At 60.3% G+C, this 14,141-nt stretch carries 14 protein-coding genes; 11 read left to right on the forward strand and 3 right to left on the reverse strand.

From position 1 onward, the window contains the following. The first annotated feature begins 95 nt into the window (after window positions 1-95). From HMPREF3147_RS08810 to dhaM, 6 genes are all read left to right on the forward strand, one after another. Entirely contained in the window at window positions 96-1,886 is a 1,791-nt protein-coding gene (locus HMPREF3147_RS08810) for a DEAD/DEAH box helicase (protein WP_070446762.1), read from the forward strand. A 215-nt stretch (window positions 1,887-2,101) separates the two neighbouring features. Beyond that, the gene (locus HMPREF3147_RS08815; RefSeq protein WP_070446763.1) at window positions 2,102-2,548 is read left to right on the forward strand and encodes a DUF2871 domain-containing protein; all 447 of its coding nucleotides are present in this window, start codon (window positions 2,102-2,104) and stop codon (window positions 2,546-2,548) included. A gap of 2 nt (window positions 2,549-2,550) precedes the next feature. Then, window positions 2,551-4,179 (forward strand): DHA2 family efflux MFS transporter permease subunit, encoded by a 1,629-nt coding sequence (locus HMPREF3147_RS08820; RefSeq protein WP_070446764.1) that lies wholly within the window; start codon window positions 2,551-2,553, stop codon window positions 4,177-4,179. A gap of 124 nt (window positions 4,180-4,303) precedes the next feature. Further along, window positions 4,304-5,305 carry a dihydroxyacetone kinase subunit DhaK gene (gene dhaK, locus HMPREF3147_RS08825; protein WP_070446765.1) on the forward strand — a complete coding sequence of 334 codons (1,002 nt, stop codon included), beginning with the start codon at window positions 4,304-4,306 and terminating at the stop codon, window positions 5,303-5,305. Window positions 5,306-5,307: 2 nt separating this feature from the next. After that, the gene (gene dhaL, locus HMPREF3147_RS08830) at window positions 5,308-5,973 is read left to right on the forward strand and encodes a dihydroxyacetone kinase subunit DhaL (protein ID WP_070446766.1); all 666 of its coding nucleotides are present in this window, start codon (window positions 5,308-5,310) and stop codon (window positions 5,971-5,973) included. A 3-nt stretch (window positions 5,974-5,976) separates the two neighbouring features. After that, window positions 5,977-6,687: a dihydroxyacetone kinase phosphoryl donor subunit DhaM gene (gene dhaM / locus HMPREF3147_RS08835; protein WP_070446767.1), complete on the forward strand. Its 711-nt coding sequence runs from the start codon at window positions 5,977-5,979 to the stop codon at window positions 6,685-6,687. Window positions 6,688-6,775: 88 nt separating this feature from the next. Here dhaM and HMPREF3147_RS08840 read toward each other — a convergent pair whose 3' ends face one another. Then, a complete protein-coding gene (locus HMPREF3147_RS08840) occupies window positions 6,776-8,245 on the reverse strand; it encodes an RNA polymerase sigma factor (protein ID WP_070446768.1) in 1,470 nt (489 codons plus the stop codon). 201 nt (window positions 8,246-8,446) lie between these two features. Then, window positions 8,447-9,244, reverse strand: coding sequence for a polyphosphate--glucose phosphotransferase (gene ppgK / locus HMPREF3147_RS08845; RefSeq protein WP_070446769.1), 798 nt, complete (start codon window positions 9,242-9,244; stop codon window positions 8,447-8,449). A 334-nt stretch (window positions 9,245-9,578) separates the two neighbouring features. Here ppgK and HMPREF3147_RS08850 point away from each other — a divergent pair, with 334 nt between their 5' ends. Next, complete coding sequence (locus HMPREF3147_RS08850; RefSeq protein WP_070446770.1) at window positions 9,579-9,869, forward strand: DUF4193 domain-containing protein; 291 nt, start codon at window positions 9,579-9,581, stop codon at window positions 9,867-9,869. Between the two features lie 64 nt (window positions 9,870-9,933). Here HMPREF3147_RS08850 and HMPREF3147_RS08855 read toward each other — a convergent pair whose 3' ends face one another. Further along, window positions 9,934-10,461, reverse strand: coding sequence for a DUF3093 domain-containing protein (locus HMPREF3147_RS08855; RefSeq protein ID WP_070446771.1), 528 nt, complete (start codon window positions 10,459-10,461; stop codon window positions 9,934-9,936). A 113-nt stretch (window positions 10,462-10,574) separates the two neighbouring features. Between HMPREF3147_RS08855 and dut the strand changes: the two genes are divergently transcribed. The 4 genes from dut to HMPREF3147_RS08875 are packed head-to-tail and all read left to right on the forward strand — an operon-like array spanning window position 10,575 to window position 14,111. Beyond that, window positions 10,575-11,051: a dUTP diphosphatase gene (gene dut, locus HMPREF3147_RS08860; RefSeq protein ID WP_070446772.1), complete on the forward strand. Its 477-nt coding sequence runs from the start codon at window positions 10,575-10,577 to the stop codon at window positions 11,049-11,051. 45 nt (window positions 11,052-11,096) lie between these two features. After that, window positions 11,097-12,011 carry a DUF3710 domain-containing protein gene (locus HMPREF3147_RS08865; protein ID WP_070446773.1) on the forward strand — a complete coding sequence of 305 codons (915 nt, stop codon included), beginning with the start codon at window positions 11,097-11,099 and terminating at the stop codon, window positions 12,009-12,011. 55 nt (window positions 12,012-12,066) lie between these two features. Next, a complete protein-coding gene (locus HMPREF3147_RS08870) occupies window positions 12,067-12,822 on the forward strand; it encodes a DUF3159 domain-containing protein (RefSeq protein WP_070446774.1) in 756 nt (251 codons plus the stop codon). Beyond that, on the forward strand, window positions 12,819-14,111 hold the full coding sequence (locus tag HMPREF3147_RS08875) for a class I SAM-dependent RNA methyltransferase (protein WP_070446775.1): 1,293 nt from the start codon (window positions 12,819-12,821) through the stop codon (window positions 14,109-14,111). Before HMPREF3147_RS08870 ends, HMPREF3147_RS08875 begins: the two co-directional genes overlap by 4 nt. Window positions 14,112-14,141 lie beyond the last annotated feature (30 nt).

The following is a 14,141-nucleotide window of genomic DNA, read 5'->3' on the forward strand; positions in this document are numbered from 1 at the left end:
ATCGACGTTCATCCTGCGTCGATGCCAAGCATTAGGGATAGAGAACTTCACAGAAGCGGGATGTTGGGATAACTAGAGGGGGATAGTCGCTGACCGTGTCTACACAGACTCCAGCACAGAGATTTGCCAATAACGGTTCGCTGCGCGTGTGGCAACGCGCTGCTTTGGATAAGTTCCTAGCCACCAAGCCGAAGGATTTCATGGCGGTGGCAACGCCAGGTGCAGGTAAGACCACCTTCGCCCTGCGGGTGGCCACAGAGCTTATGGCGGACCGCACCGTTGAGCGCGTCATCGTGGTGGTGCCCACCGAGCACCTCAAAGTGCAGTGGTCGGAATCCGCCTCCCGCGTTGGCTTAGCGCTCGACCCCAAGTTCACAAACTCCTCGGGAGTCAACCCCGCGATGGACGGTGTCGTGGTGACTTATGCGCAGGTGGGCATGCACCCATACAAACACCGCGCGGTGGCCTCAGCCCGGCGCACCCTGGTGATCCTCGATGAGATCCACCACGCCGGTGATGCCAAGAGCTGGGGCGATGGCGTGCGGGAAGCCTATGATGATGCGGAGCACCGCCTCGCGCTGACCGGTACCCCCTTTCGCTCCGATGACTCGCAAATTCCCTTCGTGCGCTACGAGGAGGATGGGGAAGGTCACCTCGTATCCCGCTCTGATCACACGTATGGCTATGGCGATGCGCTTGCCGACGGTGTCGTGCGCCCCGTCGTCTTCCTCAGCTACTCCGGCGAATCCCGCTGGCGTGATAGCGCCGGTGAGGAACATGCGGCCCGGCTCGGCGATATTCTCAATCCGGAGCAGACCGCCCGCGCATGGCGCACGGCCCTCGACCCGAAAGGCGAGTGGATCCCCACCGTCCTGCAGGCGGCGCACACACGGCTGATGCAGATGCGCCGCAACATGCCGGATGCCGGCGGTCTCGTGCTCGCTACCGACACGACAACCGCGCGCGCCTACGCCAAGATCCTCAAGCAGATTTCCAATACCCCCGTCTCCGTCATCCTCTCCGATGACCCAGGCTCCTCGGCGCGTATTGCAGAGTTCTCTGAATCCACCGACGAGTGGATGGTGGCCGTGCGCATGGTGTCGGAGGGCGTCGACGTTCCCCGCCTCGCCGTGGGTGTGTATGCCACCTCTGCGTCGACACCGCTCTTCTTCGCGCAGGCCATCGGGCGCTTCGTGCGCTCCCGCATGCCAGGGGAGACCGCCTCCGTCTTTCTTCCTTCCGTGCCGGTGCTCTTGGGGCTTGCCGAGAACATGGAGAAGCAGCGCGACCACGTCCTGGGAGGGGAGAAAAACCCCGACAAGGATGGCTGGGACGATGAGCTGCTCGAGGACGCCAATAAGAAGAAGTCCGAACCGGACATGCTCGAGCCTTCCTATGAATCCTTAGGCGCGGAAGCAGAATTCTCAGGACTGCTTTACAACGGCTCGCAGTTCACCACGGGCAATATCACCGATGAAGAAGAGGATTTCCTCGGCATCCCCGGGCTTCTCGACGCCGACCAGGTCAAGGACCTCTTGCGCAAGAAGCAGTCCGATGAGCTGGACCGCCGCGAGGCAGAAGAGAAGGCGCGCCGGGCTGCAGAGGCGGCAGAGGAGCAACGCCGCAAGCTCTACGGCACTCCGCATGCGCCCAAGCGCGGGGCGGAGGCATCGGCAAGCAGCACCGGTTCCCAGTCAGGTGTGGTGGATGAGATTTCCGCGTTGCGCAAGGAGCTCAACACAGTAGTGTCCATCACCGCTCAACGCACCGGCCGCCCACACGGCGCTATTCACACTGAAGCCCGCAAGGCTTGCGGCGGCCCTCCCACTGCGTTGTGCGACGCCGAGCAGCTCCAAGAGCGCATCGATTATCTGCGCAAGTGGTAGTTGGCGCCGCTGAGTCGGCGTGGATTCGGGGAAGAAGAGAGCTGCGGGCTGAGGGCTAGGTGCGCGATCAACTAGTTGGTTGATGTCAAAATCAGCCGACCACTCGATGACTGTGCTGGCTGCGCCAAGCAGGATGGATACCAGAAGGCTTTGGCCGTGATAGATAACACCCTCGGTGCAGCAGCCACAACACCGTGGCTAGGAAGGAACAAGTAATGAAGTCCCTGTATAGAGCAGCTATTTTCTACCTCGTTATGGGGTTGGCAGCAGGACTATTCTACCGTGAGTTCACACGCGCAAATGATTTCCCGGAGGGCCAGTTCACCCAGTTGGGCGTGGCCCATACCCACCTCTTGGCGCTGGGATTCATGATGTTTTTGATCTTCCTCGTCGTGGACAAGGTATTCGGCGTCTCGCGGAATAAGAAGCTGTTTAACTCCTTCTTCTGGTTCTACAACATTGGTGTCGTGCTTACCGTTGGAATGCTCATCTGGCACGGCAGCCTGACCGTGTTGGGCGAGGAATCCACCGCCATGATCGCCAGGATTGCCGGTATTGGCCACATCCTCATCACGATTGGCCTCGTTCTCTTCGTTGTCGCACTTGGCCGCGCATTGAAGGAGCCGGCTAACTCTTCCACCCCGGCACCCGTGAGCGCCTAGTCATGTTGTCGCCCACAGCGGGTTCCATCACGGCGGTGCCGACCCGCCGTGACTGGATTAGTCTTGCGGTTTTGTCGGTAGGACTGGGCGTCATTGTCCTTGATGGCACCATCGTCGGGGTAGCGCTGCCGGCTATTATTACTGACCTCAAACTGGACATAACTCAGGCGCAGTGGGTCAACAGCCTCTACGCGGTAGTGCTTGCCGCACTGTTGTTGTCCACCGGAAAGATCGCGGATAGTTGGGGTCGCAAGCGAGCGTTTCTCGCCGGTCTTAGCATTTTCGTAGCAGGCAGCGTGTGGGCGGGTTTCGCGGACTCCGCAGGCACGCTCATTTCCGCGCGTGCAGTACAAGCAGTGGGTGCAGCGTTTATCATGCCCTCAACCTTGTCCACGGTGAACGCCGTTTTCCGAGGCAAGTATCGCGCGGCTGCATTCGGTGTGTGGGGCGCAGTTATCTCTGGCGCCGCCGCCGTCGGACCTTTGGCCGGTGGCGCGCTTACCCAGTGGGTATCGTGGCATTGGATCTTCCTGGTCAATGTTCCCATAGGCATCATCGTGGCTGTTGGAGCTGTGCTCACCGTGCGGGAAACCCGTAGCCCCGAAAAACGGCCCGGGGTCGACGTCGATGGCGCACAGTTGAGCGCGATTGCCTTCGGAGCCCTTGTTTTCGCGGTGATTGAGGGGCCAAGTCTTGGCTGGTGGACACCACAGTCCGAGCTGACGGTGTTCGGCTGGACATGGCCCACCACCGCGCCGGTATCTGCGGTGCCAGTTGCACTGCTCATCGCCGCGATCAGTTTCAGTTTGTTCATCCGCTGGGAGGAGCACCGTGAGCGAGTACAACGCTCCGCGCTGCTGGACCTGGGCCTCTTTTCCTACTCCACGTTTTCCTGGGGAAACATCACCGCGGGCGCGGTAGCTATCGGTGAGTTTGCGATTATTTTTATCCTCCCGCTGTACCTCATTAATGCGCTGGGCTTGAGTGTGATGTCCGCTGGCCTCGTGCTCGCGGCGATGGCAATCGGCGCCTTTATTTCGGGAGCCGCCGCACGGCATGTTGCTGGCCGCTTTGGTGCTCCTGGAACAGTGCTCATAGGTCTGGGCCTAGAAGTTGTCGGCGCGCTTATCCTCGCGATGCTCCTGAGTCCGGACACTAGCGGCTGGGTCATCGCGCTTCCGCTTGTGTTGTATGGCGTGGGCTTGGGGTTCGCATCTGCGCAGTTGACGGGCACGGTCTTGAGCGAGATACCGGTAGCGAATTCGGGGCAGGCATCTGCTACCCAGAGCACGGTCCGCCAGATCGGCTCCTCCCTCGGCACCGCGGTTTCTGGTTCCGTCTTTTCCGTCGCCCTAGCACTGGCGTTGCCGAAGGCGCTCGAAGACATCGACGTCGTCGGCCCAGCCGCAGATGCCATGGCGGAAGCTACCCGCCAGTCCGCGGGCTCGAGCATCGCAGGACTTCGCGCACAGGGCGCGGCTGGACCCTTTGGGGAACAGACAACAGCGTTGGTGCAGGCGTTGAGCGAAGGCATGAGTGATGCAGCTCGATGGTCGCTTCTGGCCGCAGTGATGTTCTTGGTACTCGGTGTCTTTGGTGCGTTGCAGGTTCAAAAGGCCGCGAAGAGCTAAGAAGGTGAGGCGGGGGCTACAGGAGCGTTACGCTGGTCTCGGCAGACCGTCCGGTAGCGAGGGTAGGCTCGGCAGCATTCCCAGAAGAGTGCTCGAGGGCAATGAAAACCTAAGGAGAAGGATGATGAAGAAGCTCATCAACTCGCCGGACAGCGTAGTAGAGGAATCCGTGGAGGGCTTTGCTTTAGCACACGGTGACATAGTCACTCGATCCACCGATCCTCTCTTTGTGTCCCGCTCGCAGAAGAAAGAAGACGGCAAGGTAGCCATAGTCTCCGGGGGCGGTTCTGGACATGAGCCGCTGCATGCCGGCTTCGTTGGCTACGGCATGTTGGATGCAGCAGTGCCCGGTGCCATGTTTACATCGCCAACGCCGGACGCAATCCAAGCGGCCACGGAGGCAGCTAATGCCGGGGCGGGGGTGCTCTACATCGTCAAGAACTACACCGGCGATGTTCTCAACTTCGACACCGCGGCGGAGCTGGCGGAATTCGATGATATTGAGGTCAGCCAGGTCATCGTGGACGATGATGTTGCGGTGGAGGATTCCACTTTTACAGCTGGTCGCCGCGGTGTTGCCGGCACACTGTTGGTAGAAAAGCTGGCGGGTGCTGCAGCCGAGCGCGGTGATGATCTCGCGGCGGTGGCCGCTGTGGCGAAGAAGGTGGTAGAAAACACCGCGACCATGGGCGCAGCGCTGAGTGCCTGCACGGTGCCACACGTGGGCAAGCCCTCCTTTGACCTCGGGGAAGACGAAGTCGAGCTCGGCGTGGGTATTCATGGGGAGCCGGGCCGCAAGGAAATTCCGTTGGTCTCTGCCGACGACGTAACTGACCATCTGCTTGATCCGGTGTTGGCAGACCTTAAGCTGGGTGATGGGGAGCGTACCATTGTCCTTGTCAACGGCATGGGTGCTACTCCGGCGTCCGAGCTGTATGTGGTCTACCGTCGTGTGGCTCAGCGTCTGAAGGACGCGGGTGTTAGCATCGAGCGTTCCCTCGTGGGTAACTTCGTTACTAGTCTAGATATGGCCGGTTGCTCCGTTACAGTCATGCGCGCGGACGAGGAAGACCTTGAGCTTTTTGATGCCCCGTGCCACACCGCTGCACTACGACAAGGAATGTAGATATGACCGACAATGCAACTTTGTCAACAGCGTGGGCCCAGGCGTGGATGAAAAACTGCGCCGCAGCGGCACACGAACACCGCGAGGAACTCATCGAGCTTGACCGCGCCATCGGGGATAGTGACCATGGCGCAAACGTCGACCGCGGTTTCCGAGCTGTCGCGGAGAAAGTGGATTCGGATATCTCACCGGAGACGTCTCACGTTGCTGATGTGTTGAAGCTGACGGCAAAGACGCTTATGTCCACCGTTGGTGGCGCCTCTGGTCCATTGCTGGGAACCGCTTTCTTACGCGCGGCTAAGGCCGCAGGCTCTGGAGAGATCGATGCGCCTACGACGGCCGCTCTCATTGAGGCCGCGCTTGAGGGAATAGCCACCCGTGGTAAGGCCTCTGAAGGGGAGAAGACGATGGTCGATGCCTGGGCGCCGGCCGCACGGGCCGCTCGCGCTGCGGCGGATGCCGCACAGAGCCCCGATCAAGTGCTGCGCGCGGCTGCCGACGCCGCAGCAACAGGCGCGGAAGCGACTATCCCGATGGTGGCCACGAAAGGCCGCGCTTCCTACCTAGGGGAGCGTTCTGCTGGACACAAGGATCCGGGCGCTACATCCTCGGCACTTTTCATCGCTGCGGCTGCGGGCGCCGCCGAAACCCTCAAGGAGGAAGCATAGGATATGGCACAGCCCCGCGTTGGACTCGTTCTCGTATCACACTCGGCAAAGCTCGCTGAAGGTCTGACTGAGCTTGCTGCTCAGATGGCTCCTGACGTGACCATCCTTCCTGCCGGTGGTCTGGAGGAGGGCGGCATCGGAACGTCCTTTGACCTCGTCGAAGGGGCTATCAGCCACGCACGTGGCCAAGGCCTTAGCGTGGTTGTCCTCACCGATTTGGGCTCGGCCACGATGACCGTTGAGTCCGTTCTCGAGTTCCTTGACGAAGACACGGTGACGTTTGTCGATGCCCCCTTGGTCGAATCCACTATTGCAGCAGCCACCGCCGCTCAGCAGGGCGATGGACTCGCCGCCGTGATCAAAGCCGCGGAACGCGCCATCGAAGTCTTCGTTCCGAAGCAGCCCTCAGCCACTGCGTCTGCAGCCGAGGATGACCTAGCAACAAACGCTGATGGGTACTCGCTGACAGTGACTGTGGCCGATGAGGCGGGTCTGCATGCACGTCCGGCGTCAAGGATTGCAGAGCTGGCGGCGGAAGCGGCAGGGGATGTCACCCTCTCCTGTGACGGAGAGTCGGCAGAGGCAGACTCTGCAATGATGCTGATGTCTCTCGGGGTATCCCAGGGCGCTTCGGTGACCATCAGCGGAGATGTTTCCGATAAAGACGTTATCGATCGGATCGCCACAGCCATTGAGCTGGGGATCGAAGGCTAGAAAGCCCTTGGGTTTGCCGGCTGTATAGGGCAAAGAAAAAGCGGCGAGGAGGGATAAACCTCCTCGCCGCTTTATTTCTTCAGTTTGCTTAGTCCAGGTAGTCGCGCAGCACCTGGGAACGCGATGGGTGGCGCAGCTTAGACATGGTCTTCGACTCGATCTGGCGAATACGCTCGCGGGTAACGCCGTAGACTTGGCCAATTTCGTCTAAAGTGCGCGGCATGCCATCGGTCAGGCCGAAGCGCAGGCGAACTACGCCGGCCTCGCGCTCAGAAAGGGTAGTGAGCACATCTTGGAGCTGGTCCTGCAGCAAAGTGAAGGACACAGCGTCGACGGCAATGACGGCCTCGGAATCCTCGATGAAATCACCGAGCTGGGAGTCACCCTCATCACCGATGGTCTGGTCCAAGGAAATAGGCTCGCGGGCATACTGCTGGATCTCCAGCACCTTTTCCTCGGTGATGTCCATTTCCTTCGCCAGCTCCAGAGGGGTAGGCTCGCGGCCCAAGTCCTGCAACAGCTCACGCTGGATACGGCCCAGCTTGTTGATGACCTCCACCATGTGCACCGGAATGCGAATGGTACGGGCCTGGTCCGCCATGGCGCGGGTGATGGCCTGGCGAATCCACCACGTGGCATAAGTGGAGAACTTATAACCCTTGGTGTAGTCAAATTTCTCAACGGCACGGATCAGGCCCAAGTTGCCTTCCTGGATGAGGTCCAAGAATGCCATGCCGCGGCCTGTGTAGCGCTTAGCCAAGGACACGACGAGGCGGAGGTTCGCTTCGAGGAGGTGGTTCTTTGCCTTGCGTCCATCACGGGCGATGGCGCGCATATCGCGCTTCTCCATGGGGGAGAGCTTGGCGGCCTTGTCGCCCTCGGCGCGGGCCTTTTCCATCTCATCCATGCGGTATTGAGCGTATAAGCCGGCCTCGATGCGCTTGGCGAGGGATACCTCCTGCTCTGCGTTGAGCAGGGCGACCTTGCCGATTTGCTTCAGGTAGGCACGGACAGAGTCTGCCGAGGCAGTTAGCTCTGCATCCTTGCGAGCCTGGCGCAGGGCTGCGGACTCATCCTCATCCCAGACAGATGAGCCGTCATCTTCTTCTTCAGAGTCCTCGCCCTCGAGGTCGTCATCGTCGTCACCGAACTCGTCGTCCTCGTCCAACTCTGCGTTGTCCGGATCGAAGTCGATATCGGCATCGTCGTTGGTTTCGGCATCCAACTCGTCGTTCTGATCCTCTGCGAGCTCTTCGGCAGATTCAGAGCTTTCAGGCGAGGTTGCCTTCTTGGCTGCCGACTTGCGCACAGTCTTCTTGGCGGTTTTCTTCGTCGCCTTCTGCGCAGACTTGCGAGTTGTCTTCTTAGCAGCCTTCTTGGCGGTCTTTTTAGCCGTCTTTTTAGCCGTTTTCTTCGCAGTCTTTTTCGCGGTTTTCTTAGCCGTCTTCTTGGCTGTCTTTTTTGCCGTCTTCTTGGCGGTCTTCTGTGCAGGTGCAGATGCCTCGGAGGCGCTCTCGCCCTCGCCGAGTACCTGGTCTGAAGAATCAGTGGCTGCCACGTACGCCCTTTCGACTTGCTCTTTGAGTGGAAACTATGGGGACGCGCAAGTTTATCGCGACTAGTCCCCGATGCTAGCCCGCCTCCGTAATGAGCAGGGGAGGCGCGCCGCTGGATATTCGATAATCGACAGCCCAGTATAGATCATTTTTGTCACTAGGCGGTGACTGGGGTCGACTGGGGAAGATAGGGTCTGCTCGGTTTATGGGCGAATGCCTTCCTTCGCTGCCATTGCGGCCCCGACGATGCCCGCGCGATTGCGGAGCTGAGCTGCAACGACTGGGGTTTCGATGCTCAGGTGCTCGCCCCACTTGTCAAACTTTCGAGAGATTCCACCGCCGATGACAAAAGCTGAGGGGTTAAAAAGCGCCTCGTATTCATGGAGTACTCGGTTGACGCGCTTTGCCCAATGCTTAGTCTTGAGCCCCTCACGATCCTTGACTGCGGACGAGGCTTGGTGCTCTGCCTCCTTTTCCCCGACGATGAGGTGGCCGATCTCCGTATTAGGGAAGAGCTGGCCATCTAGTAGGAAGGCAGAGCCGATGCCGGTGCCTAGGGTAAGGAAGATAACGGGGCCGGAGCGCGCGACGTCATCGCCGTAGGCCACCTCGGCGAGGCCGGCTGCGTCGGCGTCGTTAAGCACAGTACAAGGAGCAGCGAGGTACTTGCCCAGCAAGTCCTGTGCATCGACCCCGATCCATGACTTATCAATATTCGCTGCGCTGCGAATAATCTGTTCTTTGACCACCGCGGGCATGGTGATTCCGACAGGACCGTCCCAGTTCTTCTCAGCGACGATCTGCGCGATTACCGTGGCCACGGCGTCGGGGGTGGCAGGCTGTGGCGTGGCGATCTTGAGGCGGTCACCGACGAACCCTCCTGTCGCGAGGTCTACTACGGCACCTTTGATACCGGAGCCTCCAACATCGATGCCGAAGGCATGGCCATGGTGCTGGGGGCTCGGATTCGTGTCCTGCTGCTGTGATTCTTGCACGGTCATACCGACAGTCTATGTTTAGCCGCCCGATGATGTGGTGATACTTCAGCATTTAAGCCGAAGGTGTGGGGGAGAATACTTCGATTTTCGCTGTCCGATGCATCGTGCCCCAATGCATATTGGGTGGGGTGTGAGGAGCTTTACCCAGAAAAATTTTCCACGATACGAAAGGTGCAAACGCACAGCTTAGAACCATGAAAGCAGGAGCGGAGGGGGTATTAGGGTGAGCCGCATGGTGCCCCCATGGCGGGGCGAGTGTGACACGCGGGCCTGTGTGGTTTAGGATGCCGTCGATAAATACACGTACCTATCTATCTGACTCACAGAGGCAAGCATTATGGCCACCGATTATGACGCACCGCGTCGCCGCGCTGAAGATGAGCTCGAGGCTGATTCCCTCGAGGGCCTGAAGGCGGCTGAAAATGACAACAACGGCATGGATGACGATGGCGAAATCGTCGAGGCTTTTGAGCCGCCGTCAGTAGACCTGACGGGCGAGGAGCTCAACGTCACTGTCGTGCCGCGCAAGGAAAACGAGTTCACCTGTTCCGTGTGCTACTTGGTGCAGTCCAATAAGCGCCTGGACCACGAAGAAGACGGGCAGCCCGTCTGCATGGACTGCGCTTAGCTCATTGGTCGGCCAATTGGTTGAACCAATGAGCTAACGAGCTTCCTGATTCTGCACGCGGCGTTTAAGCCTTGGCAGCAGCGGCCTGTTCGGGCACGAAGGCCGCAAGTAGCTCGTCGGGGTTCTTTGAGCCAATGAGCCAATAAGGTGTTGGGTCCTCTGGGTCATCGAGGACAAGCATCACATGTTCTGGTACCCAGCCATGTGTCACAAGGAATGCAGCGGGATCGAGCTGTGGGCCCAACGCATTGCGACGCGCGGTGGCCGGCACCGCGGTGCTTCGGGCGACAACATCATGTGGCAGCTGCGCATCCTTCACGGTGAGCCACCGCGTGCCGTCGGTATCCTGTTCCACCTGCACCACCGTGTTGGACCATGCTAAGAGGACCCACGCGGCGATGGCGCTGAGCAGAATAGCGGGGATGATGACCCACATGATTCCGCGGTTGAGGCTGACCGTGGCTGTAGAGATCACCACAACGGCGGCCGCCATCAACCACCAGTGCCACGGCACCCACTGGCGCTCGCGGTAAAGGATGACGGGGGATTCGGCAGCCGCCGAGGGGGAAGCAGACGAAGAACTCGAAGACATGACCTCAGAGTCTAGTCGTCTGGGGAGGGGAGAACCCAACGCGCCGAGTAGACATAGCCTCCAGGCCCCAGCCCGTGGGTGCGGCACGGTGGGAGCAAGGTAGGCTGGGCCGTGTGAATGAGCAACATCCCCTCGTAGAACCGGTAAGTCCTTTTGGTCAGATTCAGGTAAAGCGCCTTGATAAGGAGCTTCCGCTGCCGCAGCGCGCCCACCGTGGCGATGCCGGCGCGGATCTCTATGCTGCGCACGATGTCACTCTGCGTCCCGGCCAGCGGGCTTTGGTTGGCACGGGTATAGCCCTTGCCCTGCCGATGGGCACGGTCGGCTTGGTTCACCCTCGGTCCGGCCTGGCAGCCAAGCATGGGATTTCCGTGGTCAACACGCCAGGCACCATCGATGCGGAGTACCGCGGTGAGATTAAAGTCTGCCTTATTAACCACGACCCAGTAGAGACCTTTGAGGTTGAGCGGGGAATGCGTATTGCCCAACTCCTTGTGCAACGCGTGGAGTTGGTCGGTTTCCGTGAGGTTGAGGAACTCGATGAGACCGCTCGCGGTGAAGGCGGTTACGGCTCCACTGGCGTCAACTGACTCGAATAGACCAGCAACACACACGAATTAAGGAAGGCATAAACTATGGCGATGTGGCCCTTTGGCAAAAAGAAGAAGGACGAGAATAAGACCGAGGACGCGGGGAAGAACCCGGATCTCCGTCAGGACGAGGCTGCTCCGGAGGCAGCAGAGACCGTAGCCGATACCGCTGCCACGGCTCCTGCCGAATCCAGCGCTGGCCTAGTCCGCGAAGCCAACGATGATTCTCATGGTGTTACCGGGATTAAGGCCGTGGCACATGATGCCATCAACGGGGAAATGGGGCCCTACGACGGCGATAACGTTGATATTGCCGAGTTCAACTTTGAGGACTTCTCGGTTGGTTTGCTGGACCTGGGTTCCATGCGCATCCCGCTGCCGAAGGGCTCGCAGGTCCAGGTGGAGATGGGCCAAGACGGCCCGCGCATGCTCCACATCCTTACGCCGCACGGCCGCATGACCCCCGTAGCCTTTGCCGCGCCGCGCACGCCAGGGCAATGGGCGGAATCTGCGGAGGATATCGTCCAAGGCTTGGAAGCCGATGGTTTTGCCGCGCACCCAGAGGACGGGCCTTGGGGATCTGAAATTGTTGGATCCAGCGACAAAGGCGGGATCCGCATTATCGGCGTGGAGGGGCCGCGGTGGATGTACCGATTGACCCTGGCCGCCCCGGCGGGCAAGGAAGAAGAGCTCGCAAAGCTGGGGCGTGAAGTCGTCGCCCGTACCTTCATCTACCGTGGTGAGGAGCCTATCCTGGCCGGAAGTTCGCTTCCTGTTATGCTGCCGCAGCAACTGGCTGAGCAAGTTCAGCAGGCCCTGAAGGAGCGCCAGCAGCAGGCTGCCGATGCCGACAACACTGCAACACCGGAGGCCGCATCAGCTACCGAAGGCGTCGAGAACGCCGCGGAGGCCCAAGCCCGCGAACAGCTGCGGGAGCTCGAAGACAACGAGAAGAACTAAAACTTTAAACGTTGTTTTCTCTCCCCGGCACTAGCGAAAAGGATTCTTAAAACACGTGACCACCCCTACGCCTGAAGAGCACGATTTCACTGAGCGCGGCGCCGCCCCTAGCCCCGCAGATACCGCGGGGCCGAGTACCGATACGTCACCGCAGGCAACGGCCGTGGTCCCGGATGCCGAGGTGGAACCATCGTTGCTCGAACAGATGGGAGGCCTGACTGGGCTCGTGTCCGCGACCCTACCGGTGCTGGTTCTCATCCCAGTCAACAACGTCTGGGGTCTGGGACCAGCGCTGGCTGCGGCGCTCGGCGTGGCATTGGCTATTAGCGTGTGGCGTTTGGCCCGCAAAGAGACCCTGCAGCCGGCTGTTTCCGGCCTGTTGGGCGTAGCTATCTGCGCCGCTATTGCCTGGTTTACAGGGGATGCCAAGGGCTATTTCCTTTATGGAATCTGGATGTCGCTCGTGCTGTTCATCGTGGCGGTGGTCTCTATCATCGCGCGCTGGCCACTCGTGGGCGTGGTCTGGAAGGGCCTGAACGGCGATGACATGGGGTGGCGCACAGTACCGAAGGCACGGCGGGCCTATGCCTTAGCAACAGCAGGGTGGGCCGCAGTCTTCATCGCCCGGTTCATAGTGCAGCGCGCGCTGTACGACGCCGACGAGACCACAACCCTCGGCATCGTCCGCATCCTCATGGGCTGGCCGCTGACCGGTATCGTCACCATCTTGACTGTTTGGATGGTGCGTCGCGCCAACGCTGTTGTTGAGGAAGCGCAGGGCTCCGGAATTACACAAGGAGAAAACTCATGACTAAGACTGAGCGGAACGCTGAGAGCGCAGCCATCACCAAAGGCCAGTCTTTCGGTACCTCCATCGAGCGCATGGGGCACGGCGGTGTCGGAATCGGCGCAGCACCCGACGGGCGTGTGTGTTTTGTCCCCGGCGCTTTTCCCGGAGACCAGGTAGTAGTGACGGCTACCAAGGTGAAGAAATCTTTCGTGGAAGCCGAAATTGATGCTGTGCTCAAGGCAAGCCCTGACCGCGTTGAATCTGCCTGCCCGGCGGCACAGCGTGGTGCCGGGTGCTGCGACTTCGCTGAGCTAGACCTAGCGGCGGAGCCGGGAATCAAGGTCGCAGTCTTGCGGGATCAACTGCGCCGGGTAGGACGCCTTGAGAGTATTCCAGAAATTGAGCCTATTGATGTGGCGCCCCAGCGAGGGTGGCGCACGCGGGTCCGGTTGGGCGTCGACCAGCAAGGCCGTGCTGGTGTGCGCAAGCGCGGATCCACAGAACTGGTTACGGACGTGGCGTGCAGCCAGCTAGTACCGGGCCTTGTCAGCGGTCTGGTCGGTCCTGGAACCCGCACATTTAGCCCTGGCGCGGAGGTCATTGCGGTCATGGACAGCGACGGTAACCGCCACGTCGTGGAAACCCGGAAGGCACCGCGCGGCCGGCGGATCGAGACTATTCGGGAGACCATCGAGGCGCCGACGCAAGACGTAGTTCAACGCGCTGATGGCCACGAGTTTCACTTCCCACCCACCGCCTTTTGGCAAGCACACATCGGCGCACCTGATGTCTACACACGGCTTGCGAGTCAGTGGCTCGCGGCTGAAGGCGAGGCCGAAGAACACGAAGCAACGAAGGGATCCGAGGTCACAGCAGTAGCGTGGGATCTCTACGGAGGAGTAGGGCTATTCGTTCCCGCGCTGGCTGAAGTCACTGCACCTGAGGGTGGGCACGCCACGGTGTATTCCGTCGATTACTCGCCGGCGGCTGCGGCAGCGCAGCCGGGCCTTTCAGGAATTGATGTGCACTTCCGGACAGCTAAGGTGGAGCAGGCCGCAAGCCAGCTGCCGCGGCCAACAACGGTCATTTTGGATCCTCCGCGTACCGGTGCGGGTGTTGAGGTGGTGGACGCCATTGCCGCTGCGGCGCCGCAGCGCGTCCTCCACATTGGCTGTGACCCCGCTACGTTTGCGCGTGATATCGCTGCATGGTCCGAGCGCGGCTACCGCATGGAGCGCCTAGCTATGGTGAATGCCTTTCCGGGAACACACCATTTTGAGACCTTGGCACTGCTGGTTCCTGCGGCATAAGGCAGGATGCATCCGCGGCGGAAGATCCCG

It is taken from the genome of Corynebacterium sp. HMSC05D03, from assembly GCF_001807205.1.
GTDB classification, from domain to species: domain Bacteria; phylum Actinomycetota; class Actinomycetes; order Mycobacteriales; family Mycobacteriaceae; genus Corynebacterium; species Corynebacterium aurimucosum.